The sequence below is a fragment of the Gelidibacter sp. genome (assembly GCF_035515035.1).
Lineage (GTDB): Bacteria > Bacteroidota > Bacteroidia > Flavobacteriales > Flavobacteriaceae > Gelidibacter.
In genome coordinates this window covers 1-1,629 of record NZ_DATJCA010000122.1, presented here as the reverse complement: position 1 = coordinate 1,629, position 1,629 = coordinate 1, and the positions used below count along the sequence as shown (strand labels likewise).

Annotated in this window: 1 protein-coding gene and 1 pseudogene; both read left to right on the top strand. The window is 36.8% G+C overall.

What is annotated here, in order from left to right:
• A pseudogene (locus VLZ86_RS10565) lies at positions 1-308 on the top strand (DUF1343 domain-containing protein); the annotation flags it as partial.
• Between the two features lie 261 nt (positions 309-569).
• A complete protein-coding gene (locus VLZ86_RS10560) occupies positions 570-1,586 on the top strand; it encodes a site-specific integrase (protein WP_325451098.1) in 1,017 nt (338 codons plus the stop codon).
• Positions 1,587-1,629 lie beyond the last annotated feature (43 nt).

Here is a 1,629-nt window from a genome sequence, read left to right as displayed (position 1 = left end):
CACCACTATTTATGGATGAACTATGCTACGGAATCGATTTACGCAACTATGACACGGCGCTGTTAAGGGAACGAAAACAAATAAATTTTGAATGGATCAGGGAACTCTACAAAGCGCACCCAAATAAGGAACAGTTTTTTGACTCCAAACTGAGCAATCAAATGAACAGCATCGAAATTCAGATTGGACGTGGCGATTTTAGGCAGCAGATCATTGATGATATCCCTATGGCAACAATCAGGGCGGGTTGGGAACCTGAATTAACCGCCTATAAGAAAATGCGTTTAAAATATCTACTTTATCCGTGAAGCAGCGCACCCAGAATTAAAAAAGCAGCTACATTTTTTGTAGCTGCTTTTAATCAAGTAGCGAGAAGGGGGCACGATCCCCTGACCTCCGGGTTATGAAAATTCATAATCGGAATTCAAATCACTGCAAAGTCATTGATAATCAATTATTTACATTTTAATTGATGTCACTTGATATCATCTAATATCAAGGAAAATGGGCATTTGTTGTACCTATGTTGTACCTAAATTGTTGTACCTTAATAGTCTAAAAATCAAGTTATGGCATCCATTCAAACAGTACTTAGAAACAAACCAAATAGCCGATTGTTGTACCCAATTGCGATAAGAATCACAAAAGACAGGAAAACATCGTACATTTTTACGGGACAATATATCGATAAAATGGATTGGAATGAACAAAAAGGACTTGTGAGAAAATCTCATCCCGATGCAATGTCAATTAACCAATTAATCTTCTCTAAACTTAGTGATGCCAATAAGCGTCTTTTAAAAGCTGAATCTGAACGAGAATATCAATCCGTGTCCACAATCAAAACGAATATTGTGAAAAAAGAGCGTTTCGATTTTTTCAGTGCAGTTAAGATTCAATTAAGGCGGTTAGAAGAAAGAGGTCAATATCATCAACGCGATGTTGTTAAAAGTAGAATGGATAAGTTTAAAACTTTTTCAAAATCTGAAAAACTCCATTTTAATGAGATAACGGTCGACTTGTTGAAACGTTTTGAAGCATATTTAAAAAATAAAAGAGGACTAAAACATCGAACCGTTGTTAATTATATGATTGCTATTAGGACGATTTACAATATCGCCATCGGTGAGAATTGGGCAGAACGCAATTACTACCCATTTGGCAGAGGCGGTTATACTATTAAACTTTTGGAGTCACAAAAAATTGGCCTAACGATGGAGGAAGTAAAGTTACTTGAAAATGCAGAAACTCTAACACCTTCCCAAAAGCATGCAGTAAATATATGGTTAATAAGTTTCTATTTTGCAGGCATAAGAATAGGGGATGTAATACAGCTCAAATGGTCAGATTTTATCGATGGTCGACTCCGTTACCGAATGGGTAAAAATCAAAAACTTGTTTCTTTAAAAATTCCTGAGAAAGCCAAGCCCATCCTGGAACACTACAAAGCTTTGGCCCAAGATGATTTTGTGTTCGAAGAATTGAGGATGGTTGATCCATATGATGCTAAGATACTGCGTACACGGATTAAAACAGTTACCCGAACCTGCAACAGACATTTAAAGTGGATAGGACGGACAAAGTGAACCACTTGCAGCGGATGAAAGTGAGCATAGCAAAATAAGTGCT